17 protein-coding genes and 2 pseudogenes are annotated in these 16,749 nt (G+C 61.0%); 10 read left to right on the forward strand and 9 right to left on the reverse strand.

From position 1 onward, the window contains the following. Both ACTJJ7_RS27590 and ACTJJ7_RS27595 read right to left on the reverse strand, forming a co-directional pair. Positions 1-276: HAMP domain-containing protein (locus tag ACTJJ7_RS27590; protein WP_440969457.1), on the reverse strand; the 276-nt coding region annotated here is incomplete at its 3' end. Positions 277-304: 28 nt separating this feature from the next. Continuing rightward, positions 305-1,000, reverse strand: coding sequence for a response regulator (locus tag ACTJJ7_RS27595; protein ID WP_105733167.1), 696 nt, complete (start codon positions 998-1,000; stop codon positions 305-307). A 137-nt stretch (positions 1,001-1,137) separates the two neighbouring features. On the opposite strand from ACTJJ7_RS27595, the gene ACTJJ7_RS27600 reads away from it, so the two are divergent. The 3 genes from ACTJJ7_RS27600 (at position 1,138) to ACTJJ7_RS27610 (ending at position 5,956) form a co-directional block, all read left to right on the forward strand. Continuing rightward, entirely contained in the window at positions 1,138-2,355 is a 1,218-nt protein-coding gene (locus ACTJJ7_RS27600; protein WP_245421279.1) for an efflux RND transporter periplasmic adaptor subunit, read from the forward strand. Continuing rightward, a complete protein-coding gene (locus ACTJJ7_RS27605; protein WP_440969458.1) occupies positions 2,352-4,298 on the forward strand; it encodes a MacB family efflux pump subunit in 1,947 nt (648 codons plus the stop codon). The genes ACTJJ7_RS27600 and ACTJJ7_RS27605 overlap by 4 nt, the downstream gene beginning before the upstream one ends. Positions 4,299-4,498: 200 nt before the next feature. Then, positions 4,499-5,956 carry an efflux transporter outer membrane subunit gene (locus ACTJJ7_RS27610; protein ID WP_440969459.1) on the forward strand — a complete coding sequence of 486 codons (1,458 nt, stop codon included), beginning with the start codon at positions 4,499-4,501 and terminating at the stop codon, positions 5,954-5,956. Between the two features lie 390 nt (positions 5,957-6,346). Here the strand turns inward: ACTJJ7_RS27610 and ACTJJ7_RS27615 are convergent, their stop codons facing one another. Next, positions 6,347-6,598, reverse strand: coding sequence for a DUF1344 domain-containing protein (locus tag ACTJJ7_RS27615; RefSeq protein WP_105738290.1), 252 nt, complete (start codon positions 6,596-6,598; stop codon positions 6,347-6,349). 201 nt (positions 6,599-6,799) lie between these two features. Here ACTJJ7_RS27615 and ACTJJ7_RS27620 point away from each other — a divergent pair, with 201 nt between their 5' ends. Then, positions 6,800-7,045, forward strand: a complete 246-nt coding sequence (locus tag ACTJJ7_RS27620) for a hypothetical protein (RefSeq protein ID WP_105738289.1) — start codon at positions 6,800-6,802, stop codon at positions 7,043-7,045. A gap of 439 nt (positions 7,046-7,484) precedes the next feature. Here ACTJJ7_RS27620 and ACTJJ7_RS27625 read toward each other — a convergent pair whose 3' ends face one another. Together ACTJJ7_RS27625 and ACTJJ7_RS27630 are read right to left on the reverse strand one after the other, a co-directional pair. Continuing rightward, positions 7,485-7,979 (reverse strand): hypothetical protein, encoded by a 495-nt coding sequence (locus ACTJJ7_RS27625; protein WP_130502139.1) that lies wholly within the window; start codon positions 7,977-7,979, stop codon positions 7,485-7,487. Further along, positions 7,976-8,434 (reverse strand): hypothetical protein, encoded by a 459-nt coding sequence (locus ACTJJ7_RS27630; protein WP_105738286.1) that lies wholly within the window; start codon positions 8,432-8,434, stop codon positions 7,976-7,978. Before ACTJJ7_RS27630 ends, ACTJJ7_RS27625 begins: the two co-directional genes overlap by 4 nt. Before the next feature lie 232 nt (positions 8,435-8,666). Between ACTJJ7_RS27630 and ACTJJ7_RS27635 the strand changes: the two genes are divergently transcribed. Next, on the forward strand, positions 8,667-8,903 hold the full coding sequence (locus tag ACTJJ7_RS27635) for a hypothetical protein (protein ID WP_105738285.1): 237 nt from the start codon (positions 8,667-8,669) through the stop codon (positions 8,901-8,903). Positions 8,904-9,601: 698 nt separating this feature from the next. Here ACTJJ7_RS27635 and ACTJJ7_RS27640 read toward each other — a convergent pair. The 3 genes from ACTJJ7_RS27640 to ACTJJ7_RS27650 form a co-directional block, all read right to left on the reverse strand. Next, positions 9,602-9,973: a hypothetical protein gene (locus tag ACTJJ7_RS27640; protein WP_130273123.1), complete on the reverse strand. Its 372-nt coding sequence runs from the start codon at positions 9,971-9,973 to the stop codon at positions 9,602-9,604. Positions 9,974-10,485: 512 nt separating this feature from the next. Beyond that, positions 10,486-11,049: a DUF4337 domain-containing protein gene (locus ACTJJ7_RS27645; protein WP_105738281.1), complete on the reverse strand. Its 564-nt coding sequence runs from the start codon at positions 11,047-11,049 to the stop codon at positions 10,486-10,488. Positions 11,050-11,203: 154 nt separating this feature from the next. Then, entirely contained in the window at positions 11,204-11,455 is a 252-nt protein-coding gene (locus tag ACTJJ7_RS27650; protein WP_105738280.1) for a DUF1344 domain-containing protein, read from the reverse strand. A gap of 492 nt (positions 11,456-11,947) precedes the next feature. Between ACTJJ7_RS27650 and ACTJJ7_RS27655 the strand changes: the two genes are divergently transcribed. From ACTJJ7_RS27655 to ACTJJ7_RS27675, 5 genes and pseudogenes are all read left to right on the forward strand, one after another. After that, positions 11,948-12,748 (forward strand): lytic transglycosylase domain-containing protein, encoded by an 801-nt coding sequence (locus ACTJJ7_RS27655; protein WP_440969460.1) that lies wholly within the window; start codon positions 11,948-11,950, stop codon positions 12,746-12,748. Next, positions 12,745-13,068, forward strand: coding sequence for a TrbC/VirB2 family protein (locus ACTJJ7_RS27660; RefSeq protein WP_130273119.1), 324 nt, complete (start codon positions 12,745-12,747; stop codon positions 13,066-13,068). Before ACTJJ7_RS27655 ends, ACTJJ7_RS27660 begins: the two co-directional genes overlap by 4 nt. A gap of 14 nt (positions 13,069-13,082) precedes the next feature. After that, complete coding sequence (locus ACTJJ7_RS27665) at positions 13,083-13,409, forward strand: type IV secretion system protein VirB3 (RefSeq protein WP_105738277.1); 327 nt, start codon at positions 13,083-13,085, stop codon at positions 13,407-13,409. Beyond that, a complete protein-coding gene (locus ACTJJ7_RS27670; protein ID WP_440969461.1) occupies positions 13,399-15,918 on the forward strand; it encodes a VirB4 family type IV secretion/conjugal transfer ATPase in 2,520 nt (839 codons plus the stop codon). The genes ACTJJ7_RS27665 and ACTJJ7_RS27670 overlap by 11 nt, the downstream gene beginning before the upstream one ends. Before the next feature lie 295 nt (positions 15,919-16,213). Next, a pseudogene (locus ACTJJ7_RS27675) lies at positions 16,214-16,468 on the forward strand (transglycosylase SLT domain-containing protein); the annotation flags it as partial. 205 nt (positions 16,469-16,673) lie between these two features. Here the strand turns inward: ACTJJ7_RS27675 and ACTJJ7_RS27680 are convergent. Then, positions 16,674-16,749: pseudogene (locus ACTJJ7_RS27680) on the reverse strand (hypothetical protein); the annotation flags it as partial.

Consider the following 16,749-nt stretch of genomic DNA (forward strand, 5'->3'; position numbering starts at 1 on the left):
AATCGTCTCGGCTCGCGCCGAAAAGTCGCCGCCGGCAATGGCACGGACGGCCTTGGCGATGGATTTGAGCGGCCGGATGACGCTTTGTGCAAGCCGCCAGCCGGCAAGGACAGCTGTCGTCAGACCAATAGACAGGATCAGGCCAAGTGTAACAAAGTCACCGGCGGTCCACTTGTCTGAGTATGGAGCGTCTGGAAAAAGCCAATCATAGAGCTGCCAATAGGCCATGACGCCAAAGAACATCACGGCAAACGCCGACAGCGTCAGAACGCTCATGGCAATGACCAATTTTGTGTTCAGGCTCTTAGCCAAAATGATCCGCCAGCCTGTAGCCGACGCCGCGAACGCCCGACAGGAGCCGGTCAGCTCCGGCGGCGGCAAGCTTACGTCTGAGATTGCTCATATGACTGTCGACGGTGCGCTCAAGCGCCTCGCCTTCCGGCAAACAGGCATCGACAAGCTCGGAGCGCTCGAACACGCGATTGGGTGAACGCGCCATGTAACTCAATAGCCGGAATTCCGTGCGTGTCAGTTCCAGCACCGCCGGGCCGGTCGGGTGCTCGACCGATGCCAGATAGGCACCCGGATCGACCGTCAACGGCCCCACGCGCATCGGCTGCTGGACGTCGCGGCCAGTGGCCCTGCGTAACACAGCCTTGGCGCGCGCAACCACCTCGAGCGGATTATAGGGTTTGACCACATAGTCATCCGCCCCGATCCGCAGCGCCTGAAGCTTGTCGAGGTCCTCGGCCAATGCGGTCGCCATGATCACCGGCGTATCGCCGCGCCGGCGGATTGCGGCAAGAACTTCATAGCCATCCTGGCCGGGCAGCTTGACATCCAGAATGATGAGGTCCGGCTTGAGGCGCTGATGATGCGCCAGACCGATCGTTCCATCGCTGGCACTGATGGTTCTGAAACCTTCGCGGCTGAAATAGACTTCGAGTATCTCCACGATTTCCGGCTCGTCCTCGATAATGAGGATCAATGCATTTTCCATAGCCTTTCTCCCGCTGCCAATCATGAGTGCCACAAGAGGCGCTTGTACCGTGAACGTCAAGAATGGAACAGGCATCTCCATACAAGCTGCACACAACCTTCACATCGCCTGAAGGCGGGCGATGAATTTGGCGCCGAATGAGCAAGTGTGACATGGGTGGCGATGCCGTGAAATTACCGCAGCGATTGGCGCGACAATGGGTCTGGGCCCTTGCCCTTGCCGGAGTGGTCTTTGCGATCGCTTTGGCAACGGGAATGCTGGAAGACAACAAGCAGGCAGGTTTGCTGACCGCACCGGTTGTCGTCGGTTCGATCGAAGAAACGGTCCTGGCCAACGGCGTCCTGGAGCCGGCGCGCATGGTCAATGTCGGTGCCCAGGTCAATGGTCAGATCGATGCATTGCATGTCAGCCTTGGCCAGAAGGTCAAGGCCGGCGATCTGATTGCCACAATCGATTCATTGCCGCAGAGCAATGCGCTGCGTATCGCCGAGGCCGCGCTTGCCAATGTAACTGCCCAGCACAAGGCGCGTTCCATCCAGCTTCGCCAGGCCGTCACGGTCTATCGCCGCCAGGCCAGTCTCCTCAGCCAAAAGGCGGCTTCCCGCCTGGACGTCGAGACGGCAGAAGCCGCCTACAAGACGCTGGAAGCCGAGGTTGCCGCATTGCAGGCGCAGATGGTGCAGGCCGGTGTCGAGGTTGAGACCGCGCGGGTCAATCTTGGATATACCCGCATCATCGCACCGATGGACGGCGTCGTCATTGCTGTGATCACCAAACAGGGACAGACGCTCAACTCCGCGCAAACCGTGCCAACCATCGTCGTCCTGGCCCAGCTCGACACGATGCGCATGAAGATTCAAATATCAGAGGCAGATGTTGGAAGAGCCAAGCCGGGCCAGAAGGTCTGGTTCAAGATATTGGGCGATCGGCAAACCCGTTATGAGGCGGTGCTTGCGCAGATCGAGCCCGCCCCGACCTCCATGTCGAGCGAAGCCGGCATCCAGGCCGCGGCAAATCCGCAAGGCACGGTGGCGATCTACTATAATGGTCTGTTGGAACTGCCCAATCCGGTCGCTGCCTTGCGGCCGCTGATGACGGCGCAGGTCAATATCGTGCTCGCCAGGGTCAGCGATACCCCATTGATCCCCTGGTCGGCGCTGGCCGAACCGGAGGCTGACGGGCGTTATCGCGTGCGCGTCAGGACGCCGGACGGCAAATCGCAAGCGCGCCTCGTGACCATCGGCCTTTCCGACAAGGTGCAGGCACAGGTCCTTGATGGCCTTTCGGTCGGCGATGAGGTGGTGCTGCGTGCCGATGGACCGTTGTCCGAGCCGGTGACGGGAGGGATGCTGTGACCGCGCTTATTGAACTCACCAATGTATCGCGCCGCTACCGATCGGGTGACGAAACGGTTGTCGCGCTTGACACGGTCGATCTGACGATCGCTGCGGGCGAGATGGTGGCGATCGTCGGTGCGAGCGGTTCGGGCAAATCGACGCTGATGAACATTCTCGGCTGTCTCGATCAGCCGAGTTCGGGCAGCTATCGTGTCGACGGGCATGAGACGGCCCGGCTCGCTCCGGATGAACTGGCGCGCCTGCGGCGGGACCATTTTGGCTTCATCTTCCAGCGCTACCATCTCATGCCGGATCTGAGCGCTGCGGGCAATGTGGAGATGCCGGCCATCTATGCCGGGATGAATGCCGGCACGCGCGGCGAACGGGCGCGGTCGCTTCTGGACAGGCTGGGACTTGCCGATCGTCTTCACCATCGTCCAGGCCAGCTCTCGGGCGGGCAGCAGCAGCGTGTCTCGATCGCCCGGGCGCTGATGAATGGCGGCCATGTCATCCTTGCCGACGAGCCGACGGGCGCGCTCGACAGCAAGAGTGGCGAAACGGTGCTGACGATCCTGCGGGACCTGCATCGTGAAGGCCATACCATCATCATTGTCACCCACGACGCCAGTGTCGCCGCCCATGCCGACCGGATCATCGAGATTCTGGACGGCCGTATCGTTGCCGATCGGCGCAAGGCACAAATGGACGGCCCCGTGGCGGCTGGCGCGCCGTCGCTGACCCGCTTGGCTGGCGTCTCGCGCCTCCGGCACCGGATCGGCGAGGCCCTGCCCATGGCGTTCCGCTCGATGGCTGCGCACCGTGTCCGCACGTTTCTGACCATGCTGGGAATCATCATCGGGGTTGCCGCAGTCGTGGCCGTCGTTGGACTGGGGGAAGGATCCAGGCAAAAAGTTCTGGCCCAGGTCAATGATCTTGGTGTGAGCACGATCGGCATCTATCCCGGACAGGATTGGGGCGACGAGCGGGCCAGCCGCATCCACACGCTGACCCCCGAGGATGCGACGGCACTTGCGGCGCAGCCCTATATTGACAGCGTATCGCCGGTTCTTGCAACCTCCGGAACGGCGCGCCGGGGCAATGTGCTTGTCAATGCCGAGATCAATGGCGTGGGCGAAAGCTATTTCCAGGTCAACAATCTCAAGCTTGGCCGCGGGCGGTTTTTTGACCGGCACGGCGTCGCGGAACGATCGCAGCTTGCTGTCATTGACGACAACACCAGGCGGCGTCTGTTTGCCGATGACCCCAATCCCATCGGCAAAATCATCCTGGTTCAGCAGGTTCCCATGGTGGTCTCGGGCATCCTGGCCCCGCGCCGGGCCAGTGAAGCCGGCCGCAACCTGCAGATATTCCTTCCCTATACGACGGTGATGGGGCGGCTGAGCGGCCCGGCGTCCAGCCTCAACGGGCTGACCGTCCGGGTTTCCGACAGCGTCGATACCCGGCTTGCGGAGGGTGCCGTCGCCAGCCTGCTGACGCGCCGGCACGGGACGAAGGATTTCTTCATCTTCAACAGCGATCAATTGCGCAAGACCTTTGAGAACACGTCGCGCTCCATGACTCTGCTCATCACCTCGGTTGCGGCCATTGCCCTGATCGTCGGCGGCATCGGGGTGATGAACATCATGCTTGTATCCGTCACCGAACGGACGAAGGAGATCGGCTTGCGCATGGCGGTCGGTGCCCGGCGCATCGACATCATGCTGCAGTTCCAGATCGAAGCCCTGGCAATCTGTCTTGCCGGCGCCGCGCTCGGCATCGGCCTGGCGCTTGCCGCCGGCAGCGGGATTGGCTCGAGAGATGGGGAGTTTCCGATGATTTTTACGGGCGCTTCCATCGTGATCGCCAGCGCTTCGGCAATCACGGTTGGTCTTGTGTTCGGTTATCTGCCCGCCCGCAACGCCGCACGGCTCGATCCCGTTGATGCGCTGTCGCGTGAGTAAAAAAGAGGGGTATCAGAGCCTTTCCCCGGGACTTGTTTTTCTTTGCCGCTGGCCGGGTTCCTGGTTGCGCTCCTCGGGCAAGGCTCAACCTCAATTGGGACCGACGGCCAGTCCCCCGCCCGCCATGTGCACACAGAGGGGTGCATGCCGCGGCGCGGTCCGGTCAGAAGCTTTGCATCTCAAGGAGAGTGTGGCATTTCATGCGTATCACAAATGGAAATCGGGTAACCCGCAAAAACTGCACCGGCAAAGCTCTGGCGGCGCTGCTTGCAACCGTTGTTCTGGCCGGTTGCATGGTGGGGCCCAACCACCAGACCCCCGGCATGCCGCTGCCCGCACGCTGGAGCAACACTGGCGACCGGAAAATGCGCCAGCCGGCGCCCCGGCTGGCCCACTGGTGGAAGCGATTGAATGATCCGCTGCTGACGGCCCTTGTCGAGCGGGCCGTTCAAGGCAATTTGAATGTTGCTCTGGCAAAAGCGCGGATCCTTGAAGCGCGCGCGACCCTGCGCCAGGAGACGGGCGCGCTCTTTCCCCTTGCCAATGGCACATCCTCGGTCAATCGGACGCGCTCGCCCGGTATTGCGGCCAATGACGGCGCTCATGCCGTCTCGACCCAGCACCAGGCCGGGTTCGATGCGCGATGGGAGCTCGACCTGTTTGGCGGCAAACAGCGGGCCGCGGAAGCGGCGCGTTACGGTCTTGACGCATCCGAGGAGGATTTGCGCAACACCCTGTTGGTGCTTGTCGGCGACGTTGTCTTGAACTACACACAGGTGCGTGCCCAGCAGGCCCTCCTCGGATTGGCCCGCCGGACCGCCCAATCCCAGCGCCAAACCGCCTCGCTGATCAGAGCCAAATATGATGCAGGGTCGGCGGCAAATGCCGATATGGCACGGGCAGAGGCAGTCGCGGCGACCACGCAGGCGGATGGAGCAACCTTCGAGATCGATCATAGCCTGGCGGTCCACCGCCTGGGTATCCTTCTTGGCCTTGCCCCGGCCGCGCTGACGGGCGAATTGTCCAAGAGGGCGCCCATTCCCCGTCCACGGTTTCCGTTGCCGCTCGGCGTGCCGGCGGATATCCTTTCCAATCGGCCGGATCTGAGGATGGCCGAGCGCCAGCTTGCCCAGGCGACCGCCCGCATCGGCGTTGCCGAAGCCGCCCGCTATCCATCGATCAGCTTGACCGGCAACATCACGACCCAGGCCATGGGGATCAGCGATCTGGCGCAGAAATCGACAATCGGCTGGGCGATCGGACCAAGCCTGACCCTTCCACTGTTGCGCGGTGGCCAGCTGCAGGCGGCGGTCGATGGCGCCAACGCCCGGCGCGATCAGGCTTTGCTGACCTATCAATCCGCAGTTCTGACCGCCATGGGCGAAGTGGAGAATGCGATCATCTCCCTGACGCGGCAACAGGACCGCCATACGAAACTTGCCGCTGCGGTCAGAGCCTACCGCAAAGCTGCCAATGCCGCACGCATTCAATATGCATCCGGTGCGAGCGAATATTTGAACCTTCTGGATAGTCAGCGGGCTCTCTACGGCTCCGAAACTGCGCTCATCAACAGCCAGCTGGCGATCACAGCGGCCTATATCGCCCTCAACAAGGCACTGGGCGGCGGCTGGAGCGGCACTGCCGATGCCGCGCCCTGAGCCGGAATGGGGCAGGCAGGCGCAGCTCTGCCCGACGCTTTGAAACGTTGCAGCAGGAGGGCCAGACCATGCCGGTGAGCGTATCGAAACAGCCGGCAGCTGACGCTGAACCGGGCTGCGCCTGTTCACACGCTCATGGAGCAGCTGCGGCATCGCAGGAATGCGGCATGTCCGCCAGAGACATCGCCGGGATGCCCAAGCCTCCCTTTGCGGCAGAGGGCCGCAAAGGGAGGCTTGGGCAAGGTCCGTGGGACATCGGCAAGGGCGGTGGTGCCGGTTTTGGTCCGTTCACAGTGGTCGGAGATTCCCGCCATCGGGGAAAGCGGCAATGCAGGCCTATTGCGCGTCCCGGGCCGTGGCGCGACGGCTAGAGCCGCCGCGCCGGCGGACCTATTTGATCTTCTCGATCTTGGTAACCACCAGTTTGGTTCCACTCTGATCATAGCTGACGGAGACCTTGTCGCCGATTTTGAGCTTGTTGACGGAAACGCCCCTGGCCAATTGGTACACTTTCCCATCCGTGAGTGTGAGTGTCTGCAGCTTTGTGTCGATCGATTTGATTTCACTTGAAAGCGTCGCCGCGCTCGCAGCCCCCGAAAGCAAGGCGGCGACAGTTGCGATGGTGAGAAACAGTCTCTTCATTCTCGAGTACTCCTAGCTGGAATTGTCCAAACATGCTGCTTGTCAATCTTCTCTGACCAGACTCTGTCGAGGCTATGCGAAGAGACCGTGGATTATGGTGCAGGTGCCCAAGGTGACCATCGCTGGTGCGGCACTGGGACAGCCACGTCGACATGGGTTTTAACGCAGGCACACCTTCAAACCATGGGGTTGTCACAACCCATGGAGGTCTCGGTGGTCCCCGGCAGTGCGAAGCCCGGCGATCTGCCGCCCGCAGTCCATGCCCGCGACGCCGTGCAGCCGGATATTGATGCGCAGGTCACCGGCAAGCAGACAGAGCAGGATTGCGAAGGCTACGGCGAAGATGCAGAGGAGGATGGTGAAACGTTGTGCGAGCATCTTGACCCTTTCGGGTACAGGATCGCCACTCTGTTCAGACAATGCGAAGATCATATGGAGATGAGGTGAAGGTGATCGGATCCTCCTTCATCATGGTCACGGCTTTCCGTTCTTTGCGCGCCCAGAATTGCTCGATCGCCGCCATGGAATTCGCGCCGTCCGTTCGGCTGCGTCCGGACCATGGCCAGCGCGCCGCCGCACCGTATCAAGGATCGGGCGCGGCGGCCCGAAAGGTGATGCGCGACAGGCGCTTTACACGCGCTCCGTCTGGGTGGTGCCTGCACAGGATCTCCATCGAATTTGCACGGGATAGGAGCATGTTGCGGCCAATGACCCTCGATCTGAACGAAGTCAGATGAATAGACAGTCAACTCAGCGCAGGGCCGTGTTCTTGCGCAACAGGCTCTTGTTGCCAAGGGGGATCGGGATTCGTTCGCTCGCCCGATCGCTCCTCGGCCTGACCGTCATCTTTGCCTTCTTCTTCGGACCCTTGATCCTGACGGTGGTGCTAACCCCGCAGCAGACAGAGCAGCCGAAGGACAACAGGACGCCGTGCCTGCAGAATTTGCCCGGCTTTGCATTCGAGCGCTGCCGCCATTAAGAGCGGTGTCAAGGCCGGCGTTTCGGACCCGGATGCTTCTCTGCCTGTTGGGCCGCAATGGCATCTTGCTGCCTGCCAGGTCTTGCCGCGGCAATGTCGATCCCCGTCGCAACATGGTCGATGCCTCGACCACGACGCGGTGATCGCCCGCAGACCGTCTCTTCTGTCAATTTCGGCATGGATACGCTCATCCCCCCGCAATGCCGGGTCCACCGAATAGTTTTGCTTGAATGTTTTGCTCAGCATGGCCAAATCCGCATCGGACGCCCGCCCGATGAGGCGTGAGCCATCATTCCTGGACAGGGCGCCGAGATAGTCCGCCATTTGATGAAGCGCCTCGGATTTGTCCAAAGGATCATGATTGTCGAGGATTTTGGTGACAAAATCGGACCGGTTCATCATGGGAAAGAAGATGGAGAATGGCCTCCACCGTCTCCACGTGATGCGCAACGGCTGCAGAGCGCAGTTTCAGCGGTTCGGCCTGCACGCGTTTCATAGGCAAACACCGGGTGCTGCGCATTTGAAGGCTCGCTTTTCCTGAACCGGTCGTCGAACGGCGGCAGTGTTTGCGCCAGAGCCGTTTCATAGATGGTTTTTGCAAAGGTTCGTAGACCATCGATGCGTGCTCGCACGCGTTTCAATTCCGGCGATCCGCCGCCAGCATCATCGGTACGTCCAACGGTCTCTGACCGCGGCGGGCCGGCAACGACTTTGCGGATATAACGTGAGGTTGCCGCCAGATGACCGAGATCGCCTGCGCTCTCTCCCATATCATCCCTGACCAGAAGTGTGGCGATCTGCGCGATCCGTTCAGGCGGCAGGCGAAAGCGTTTGCTCGGTCTTTCTTCCTCTGCCATCCCCGGTTCCCCTTCACTTCAATTCTCGTGCACGGCCATTGAATGGCCCTTGTACAGGCGCATGATTGGACACATTATCGCGCGCGGGCCACCGCTTGAAGCAATAATGTGTTTCACTTGCGACCGGATCGGCAACCGGCGGCCTGAAACCGTCAAGAGGCGTCGGCATAGCACGCGTCAAGGGCGCCTGCCTCAGGTGAACTTGATGGTTTTGCACAATCAGGGCAGGTCAATGAACATCACGTCTCCCACAAAAACGGGCAATTATCCTGATCGTTTCGAGGATTGCCAGACGGCCATAGAAGAAGTGTTTGTTCAACTGGTTGTCGAAGCGACCCGCGCCGGATGGCACCATGAAGAAGTCTTGGCCGCGCTCGCCTCGCTTGTCGACATCACCGCCCTTGCCCTGGATACCAGGGGAAAGACAGATGTTGAAATGCGCCTGTCGAAATTGCGGCAAACGAAATGACGCAAATCCGGGACAGCCAGGCCGAGCGAGATCAATGCAGTCCCGGCGCTCTTGTTGGTTCAAACCAGCGCAACCGAAAACGGTTGCGCGCCCATCGGTGTTGATGAGCGGCAATTGGATAATCGCCCTCGACGAGAAGGCTGCCTCGACGAACGCGTTGCAAAGCCTCAATGCTTCCGCTGCCGTTCAGCCATTTGAAAGCAAGTCAGACTACATTGTCATGAGACGTTCACAGAAAGGACGTGTCGTGCAGGTCAAAGTGTCATTTATCAACGCGGATAAGCGAACAAAGACCATCATCATCAGGGCCCAGCGATCTGATGCCATGGTTCGAAACCGTGATGCAAACAGCTCATTGCGCCGGTCGCAACGGCGTTTGCGCAGGCTCCTGCTTACCCGGAACAGATGATCGGCAACAACATTCGTGATTTGACCGTTACCACCGCGTCGATCATAAGCCAAACGGCTGCACTGAGGTGCCGCTTGAGACCTGGCAGGGGGGGATGAAGGCAACTGCCGGGTCTCTTCTTGCATAAATCATAGCCTCAAGTCAGGTTTTGACCATTGTCTCTCCGCGACGGCCGCATGAGGCGCGCGATTGATCGCTGTCGACCATGCAGCAACCCTGCGTCAGCGTCTGTGCGCAATCTGTCGAAAGAATCCTTTCCAGCGCCCGGCTTGTCCGACAGGCGATGAGATCAGTTGCAGATCAGAACGCGCTTGCGCTGATACGTGCCGGAATATCGGTTCCATGCCCTTTCCCAGGTGCGGTAACAGCCGGAATCCTCGTGCACGATCACTGGCGTGGGAGCCCGCGACGTTGCAATCGCACCAAGCGCCACACCGCCGATCACCCCGAGCGCAAGCGCTCCACCGACATCGCTGCGCGAACTCCTGTAGCGGGGTTCGTAGTCGGAATAGGCGTTGCCGTAGCCCGAATGATAGCCGTCGCTGTAGCCATCACTATACCCCTCCCCATAATCAGCCCAATCATCGGCTTGCGCGGGGCCAATGCCGAGCACCAAGGGTGCTGCAAGCAAAAGCGCGGTTAATTTGCGTAAAGTGGCCATGTCAATCTCCATGCTCGCGCCTTGAACGGATGCAGCACCAGCGTCGTCTTTCCTTGTGGAGATTTCCTGCTTGCCGCGTGGAGGTTGTGTCGAGACCAATCTGCGGCCCGCTGTGTTTGAACCCATTGGGATGAGCGATTGCCCATCGCCGCAATGCATAGCCGCCCGCTGATCATACCGAACCGACGTCGTTCTGCGGTGACCGGGCCGTGACGGTGGGAGGCGGTCACAAACGGAACCGATCCCAAACGGATCGGCCGTGCGACAAGACACAGGCATGGCGACCGTCTGGGGTCCAACCGATAACGGATACCTTCGTCAAGGCGGGCGGGAACGCCATCCATGCCAATGGCTGCCTGCATGCGCGCTCCCGCACGGTGGCCGGTGACACCCGCTCCGTCGTGATCTCGATGGCGAAGGCAAGCCGTTTGGAATCCGCCTCGAGCGTGCGGCAGAACAGGCGCATCGATTCCCCCTCTTGGTGCGCGCAAGACACGTGCTGCGCCGGTGTCTTAAAGCAGATGAAGACTGTGCGGCGCCCACAAGCCGAGCGCTGTGAAGAGGAGCCCGATGCAACCCAGCGCGCCCGTGAACCAGATCAAAGCCGCAATGCCGGTGACAACCGCTGCCGAAGCCAGGACGATGGCAATCTGTATCGCGGCGGAGGCAAGTTCATAATGATGGTAGCGCGCCAGGGACAGATCGCGCGCCGTCTCGGCCGCCTTGGCGCGCAAGGCGATCTCCTTGCGGCCCTCCTGCGTTTCCGGTTCGCTCTCCCAGCGCCCGACATTCTTGTTCCAGCGCTCCAGCGTGGCGGCAATTGTCGCGGCCGTCTCCGGGGAGGCGCTCGTCCGGCCGACTTCCATCCCCTCGGCGGCTGTGCGCACGACAGTCTGCCGAATGCTCTTGGCCTGAAAGAAGGCCCAGAGATTGGACGCATCGACATTGTGGCTGAGCGCTCCGGTCTGGGCGTTCTTTCCCAATGTCTCGCTCAAGGCGAGAAACAGAGCAAGCACCGCAATGAGCAGCGCAATCCTCTTGTTCGATGCATCAAGATGGCCGTGGCCTGTAGACATGCTTCACTCCTCAGTTGGTGTGTTGGTGCTTTGACGGCTGAATTGCAGCGTCCCGCTGGCAATGTCGCTGCGGCCCTGACCGCCGCAGCAAGGCAGCGTGCGGATGACGCGCAGCGCAAGGATTGCCGCGCCGCTTGCGCCGGCGCAGGCGCTGCTATTTCACCTTTTTGATGTTTGAGATCACGGAATGCGCGCCGATTTGCTCATAGTCGATGGTGACCTTATCGCCGGGCCTGAGCTTGCCCGCGTCCACGCCCGGGGCCAGTTCATAGGTTGCGCCATTGCTGAGGATAATGATCCCCAGCTTTGCATCGATGGCCTTGATTTCGCTGGAAAGGGTAATGGCGGCGGCCGCGCCTGCCAGAAGCGCGGCCATCGGGACGCCAAGGAAGAGCAATTTGCGCATGTGTCACGGATCCTCATTGCGGCAGACTGTGCGGGAAAGTCGCTTTCTCGAATGCCTCAATCGAGAATTCATGCATCTTTTGTGTAGGAACGGTGGAGCCGTGGCCGTTATCCTCCGCAAGCTGCGCCCGTCCGCTCTTGGCTATCCGTGCGGGTGCCGATCCGCGCGCTGGGCCGACTGGCAAGACGCTTAAAAATAAAACTCTAGTGTTATTCTTGTGAAGCTGGCAGCGGGCCGCCCGGCCTTCGAGTGGGTTCAGCAGATCGAAAAGTAAAACTAGAGTTGTATTTATAGGTAATTCATGGAAGGACTTCGAATAACGCAGGATACGAAAGCGTATAAAAGAAATATAGTTTTTATTACTTACATAAGTTACGAATATATTTTACGAGATTTGCAATATAAATACCATGCATTAAAGTTATAATGAAAAATAAATTGTTGAAATACTAGAAATATTGTGTATAATGGCGAGATGGAGATTTTCTTGCCATGAAAATGCGCCTTCGAACCTTCGGTTGCCCGAATTTCAGCGCCGCTGCCCTGCCCTGCGGCGCCGTCCTTCTCGTGTCGATGTTGTCGGTTGCAGCCGGCCAAGAGCGCGGCCCATCATTGCCTCTTACGGATGTCGCCCTGCCGCTTGCGGCGGGCCCTGGCGGATCGTCGGTCATCTCGTTGGGGGTGGATGCGCCGCCCCGCCCGGACCTTCTGGCGCCGGTGCCGGAGGACTATGCCCGTATCCTTATCGATGCGGCACGCCATGAGCGCGTGGACATCAATCTGATGCTGGCAATCCTGCACAGCGAAAATGCGGCCTTCGATCCGGCCGCTATCAGTCCCGCGGGTGCCGTCGGCCTGATGCAGCTCATGCCCGCCACCGGCCGTGCATTGGGTGCTGCTGATCTGACGGTGCCCGCTCAAAACATCCGCGCCGCCGCGCGGTTCCTGCACATCCTGGCCGAAAAATATCGCAACCCCGTTCTCATCGCCAGCGCCTATCATGCCGGTGAACCGCGGGTCGACGCGCGCGCCTCCCTGCCCCTCATCCGCGAAACCGCCGCCTATGTCACGAGGGTCATCGGGCTTTACACCGGCACAAATCAAGCGCAGCGGGACATCCGCAGCGCGCCGTGGCACGCCGCGGCGCCGCGCGGAGGCTCGCCCCGGCGCGACCGGATATCGTCGTTGATGCTCATCTATTCCGATGGCGGGCCCGTGATGCCGGAGCCTCAACCGGCGCTGCCGGCAGGATCAGCTGGACTGCCTGCACGCATGTTGAAGGAGAAGCCATGATGCGGCCGCTGCGATCCACGCTCCAGCGCAGGCTGGTGTTGCATGGCGTGATACTTGGCCTGTGCATCGGGATGCTGATGCTGTTCCGGACGGATCCCGCCGCTGCCCAGAGTCTGCAGAAACTGGAAAACGCCGCCGACCGTCTCGTCCAGTTTTTCACCGGAAAATTCGGGCGTTCCGTCGGGGCAATGGCCTTTATCGGCATGTTCCTTGCCGCGGCCTTTGGCTTCTGGTCCTGGGGTGCCTTGCTGCGGGTCGGCGGCGCCTTGGCCGGCATGTTTGCCGCCGCCGAGCTCGTCGGCTTCCTGGCCGGTAATTGAGGGGGCCCGCCGACATGGATTTTGGCTATCACAATGATCACGAGCACGGTGACGATCATGTCGCTACCTTTCCCGTCATCCTTGCCCTGACGCGGCCCCCGACCATTCTGGGCGTTCCCTATCTCTATGTCTGTGTCGAAGCCTTCATCTCGATGATGGTCTATCTCATTCTCGGATCGATCCTGTGGCTGCCGCTTGCCCTCTGCGTCTGCCATGTGGCGCTCTATGTGCTGTGTGTGAAAGGCGATCTGTGGTTCTTCGAGATTCTTTTCCGGCAATCCGCCTGCGGCCGCAATCCGGTCGGTCGCTCGCTTGGCGGTGTGCGCACCTATGGAGCCTGATATGGTTGCGACCGGGCTCAAATCCTCTCTCGTGCATGGCTGGCGGATTTTTGCCGATCGGTCCATCGGCAGCCATATCCCCTATTTGCGCCCGGTCGCAAATGGCGTCATCGGCACCAAAACCGGGTGCCTTCTGTCGACCATCCGGCTGAACGGGTTTTCCTTTGAAACCGCCGATATTGATGAGATCAATCTTCTGCAGAAAAACCGCAACACCGCCTTGCGCGCAATAGCCTCGCTTGGCAGTTTTTCCCTCTATAGCCACACCATTCGCCGCAAGGTGCGGCCAACCCTGCCGGCCGATACGGGCAACCCTTTCATTACCCGGCTTGACGCGCAGTATCAGCGCCACATCGCGCGCCATGAAATGTTCGTCAATGACCTTTACCTCACCCTTGTCATTCGGCCGCTCTTTGCCCATGACACCGCCCTGTCACGGCTGCTGCCGCGCGGCCGGGACGCCGGCCGGCGCATCCGGCAGGAGTTGTGCGACAGGCTCGCTGAGGGGATCAGCGCCCTCGTCAAGACGCTCGATGCCTATGGCCCCAAACCGCTGCGGGATGTTGAACGGTACACGATCACGCGTCCGGATGGGTCCTATTTCTATCAGGATCGAATCCCCGGCCGCCCCCTGCCGCAGGACGGCAAGACCGCCTGGTTTTGCGAACAGGCCGAGTTCCTCCACGCTCTCCTCAATGCGGGCCGGATGCGGCCCGTCCGCCTCGGCGCCTCGCCGCTCGACCAGCTTCTGCCGGGCCAGCGCATTTCGATCGGCAACCGCTGCATCCATCTGGAGGGACCGGTGCCGGATCATGCGCGCTTCGCCGCACTGGTATCCCTCAAGGACTATCCGGCCGAAACCGGCGCCGGCATGCTGGACTATGTGCTGCAGCTTCCGCACGAAATGATCCTCACGCAGTCCCTGTCCTTTCTCGATGACCTCGTCGCCCGCGGCCGGATCGACCGGCTGGACCGCCAGCTTGCCAAGGCCGACGAAGCGGGATCGAGCCTGCAGGACGATCTGGCGCTTGCGCGCGACCAGTTGGCCCGCAAGGAGGTTGCCTTTGCCGAACATCATCTGACGCTCATGCCGATCGCCGCCTCGACGGCTGCGCTCGACGACGCGGTCGCCGACATCGGCGCCCAGCTCGGCGCAATCGGTGCTTCCTATGTGCGCGAGGATTTCAACTGCGAACCCTGCTACTGGGCGCAACTGCCGGGCAATCATGCCTATATTGCCCGGCGCGCCGTCATATCGACGCTCAATTTTGCCGGTTTTGCCTCCTTCCATGCCTACCCCTATGGCCGCCCGGACGGCAATCATTGGGGCCCGGCGATCACCATCTTCGAAACCACGTCGGGCACGCCCTTCTTCTTCAATTTCCATGAACGGGACGTCGGCCACACCACCGTCTTCGGCCCGACGGGCTCCGGTAAGACGGTGGTCATGGCATTCCTCGTCCTTGAGGCGCACCGGGTGGACCGCCGCCTGAAAACCGTCATCTTTGACAAGGACCGCGGTCTGGACCCGATGGTGCGCGCCGTGGGCGGTACCTATCTGACCCTGGATCCGGGCAGGCCGTCGGGTTGGAATCCGCTGCTTTTGCCCGATACGGCGCGCAACCGTGCCTTTCTGCTGCGGCTTGTCGGCTACATGCTCAAACCGGACAACGGAACAAGCCTTTCCGCGCAAGAGGAAGCCATCATCGCCAGCGCATTGGCAACGATCCTGACAACCCGCGATATTGCCATGCGCCGTCTATCCTCGCTCAAGACCCTTTTCGACGGCAGGCAGCACAGCGATGGCGGCCTGTCGGCCCGTCTTGACAAATGGATCGGGCATGGTCCCCATGCCTGGCTGTTCGACAATGAGCGCGATGCAATGGATCTCAGGTCAAACTGTATCGGCTTTGACATGACGCGCATCCTTGATACGCCTGCGCTGCGCACCGCAGCGCTCTTGTACATGTTTCACCGCCTGGACGAAATCTATGACGGCGCGCCGGTCATCAATCTCATGGATGAGGCCTGGCGGCTTCTCGACGATGATGTCTTCATCGATTTCTTGAAGGATTATTTCAAGACCATCCGCAAGCGCAACGGCATGGTGATCTTCGGCACGCAGTCCGCCTCCGACGTGGTGGAATCAAAGGTGGCGCGGACCATCATCGAACAGACATCCACCAATATTTTCTTCGCCAATGCCAAGGCGGACATCCCCTCATACCGCCGGCATTTCAGCCTCTCGCGCGCCGAATTCGATTGGGTGAAGAACGCCGATCCGGCCAGCCATTTCATGTTGATCAAGCACGCAAAGGCTTCCGTCATTGCCCGCCTTGACCTGTCGCACATGATGGATTTCGTCAAGGTGCTCAGCGGTCGCGAGACAACGGTGCGCGAATGCGAGGCGCTGCGGCAGAAATATGGCGATGACCCCAGTGCCTGGCTGCCCGCCTTCTGCGGCTGGCCGCCACAGGAAGGAGAAAATCATGACCATGCCGCGCCATAGCCATGCGGTTTTGCTGACGCTGGTCGCGCTCGTTCCCGCGCCGGGTGCCGGCAGGGCCGAGGTACTCGTCAATGATGCCGCGCGTGCGGAGGCGCAGGGCGAGACCGGATCGCGGATGAAGCGCTCTGGCGGGCACATGCGTGTCATCAAAAATGCAACGGGCGGCATGGTGCAGAGCGCTGTCCCCCCGCAGGATGCGGCCTCCGGTCCCTGTACCGCCGGCGATGCTGCGGCCGTGCCGGGCAGCGCCGCCATTGCAGCCGGCCGGGAGACCGTCGCTGCCATGGTCCGGCGCATGGCAAAGCAAGAGGGCATTGATCCGAACCTTGCTCTTGCCATCGCCCAGCAGGAATCGCATTTCAGCCAGAATGCCCGCTCGGCGGCCGGTGCCATCGGCGTCATGCAGCTGATGCCGGCAACGGCTGCCGCGCTTGGGGTCAATCCTTATAGTCTTGAAGGCAATATCCGCGGCGGCATGCGCTATCTGAAGGCCAATCTCGACCGGTTCGGCGGGCGCATGGATCTTGCCGCTGCCGCCTATAATGCCGGACCCAACCGGGCGAGCCTGCGCAACGGCCAGATTCCGACTATTGCCGAAACCCGCAACTATGTCCGGCGCGTCTCGGCCCATTACCGTGCCTTCACTGCCGCCAGGTCGGAGCAATCTGCGGGTCCGCCGCCCGTGCCGCCGCTTCTATCGGACTGCAGCGAAGCGCTCAAACAGGCTCTCGACCGCAACAGCCAGGCCAAATTGGCACACCGGCAGCCACGAGACCGGCGATATGCGCCATGTCGACCATGAGGTAGGCGCCGATCGCATCGGCGATCTGG

The organism is Phyllobacterium sp. 22229, assembly GCF_052056495.1.
GTDB lineage: Bacteria > Pseudomonadota > Alphaproteobacteria > Rhizobiales > Rhizobiaceae > Phyllobacterium > Phyllobacterium myrsinacearum.